General features: G+C 54.6%; 1 protein-coding gene. It reads left to right on the top strand.

Going from position 1 to position 1,335, the window contains the following annotated elements; genetic code table 11:
- Window positions 1-263 precede the first annotated feature (263 nt).
- Window positions 264-1,335, top strand: a 1,072-nt coding sequence (gene gcvT / locus D6694_13660; GenBank protein RMH36702.1) for a glycine cleavage system aminomethyltransferase GcvT, incomplete at its 3' end; no start/stop codon positions are given.

Raw genomic sequence — 1,335 nt, 5'->3', positions numbered from 1 at the left:
GCCATCACGCAGGAACTGGCCGAGCTGTCTGTTCTGATTCGGCTTGACTTGATCGGCGAGCTTGACGCCGACCAACATGTGTCACAATCACAAATCTCGGCACAGATTCTCACCAATCATGCCACCGACGAGCGCTACTCCGATCACGAAGTACCGAGGTGATTTTTTGTTCAAAATTTGGTTGGGCACGAACGCATCAAGCGTTATAATGCGCGCCACCTGGCACACACTGTGCCTTTGGTTCTATTTCGACAGAGACGCTTATGGGTTTGCAAACGCCGTTTTATCCACTGCATGTTGCCGAAGGTGCCAAGATTGTTGACTTTGGTGGCTGGGACATGCCCGTCAACTATGGTTCCCAAATTGAAGAGCATCACGCCGTCCGTCGTGATGCGGGCATGTTTGACGTGTCGCACATGACGATTGTTGATATTGAAGGACCGGATGCCAAGGCGTTTCTTTTGCGCTTGCTATGCAATAATGTGGACAAACTGCAGGTCCCAGGCAAGGCACTCTATAGCGCCATGCTCAACGAACGCGGCGGTGTCATTGACGACTTAATCGTGTATTTTGTTGAGCCGAACCGGTACCGCATGGTGGTGAATGCCGCAACACGCGAAAAAGATCTGGCCTGGATCGGGCAACAAGCGGAAGGCTTTGATGTCAGCATCGCGCATCGAACCGAGTTCGCCATGTTGGCCGTGCAGGGCCCCAATGCACGAGAGAAATTTTCGGGCTTGTTGACGGAACCGGCACAACAGGAAGCCCTGTCGCTTAATCCGTTCTTCGCCCGCCAGATAGGAGATTTGTTCATCGCGCGCACGGGCTATACCGGCGAAGATGGTTTCGAAGTCATCATGCCTGCCGAACAGGCAGAAAGCTGGTGGCAGCGATTGAAAGAGGCTGGTGTCCGCCCGTGCGGGCTGGGCGCCCGTGATACCCTTCGGCTCGAGGCCGGCATGAACCTGTATGGCCATGAAATGGATGAACAGGTATCCCCCTATGAGGCCAATATGGGGTGGGTGGTTGCCCTCGAACCCAATGAACGCAACTTTATTGGCCGACACGCCTTAGAAGCCCAGAAAGCAGCTGGCATCGCACGCAAGTTGGTTGGGCTTGTGGTGGAACAGGGTCGAGCCGTGCCGCGCGAAGGATACAAAGTGATTGTGCCGGGCGTGGGTGAAGGCGTTGTGACCAGCGGAACGTTTTCACCGACCCTTCAAAAAGGCATTGCCTTAGCGCGCGTGCCCAGAGACACAACGGATACCGCCATTATCGAAATCCGCAACAAGCAGGTTGAAGCGCGCGTCACAAAACCTTGTTTTGTGCGACATG

Source organism: Gammaproteobacteria bacterium (assembly GCA_003696665.1).
GTDB lineage: Bacteria > Pseudomonadota > Gammaproteobacteria > Enterobacterales.
Note: the sequence above shows the minus strand (reverse complement) of the source record. Positions and strands in the feature narration are given on the sequence as shown.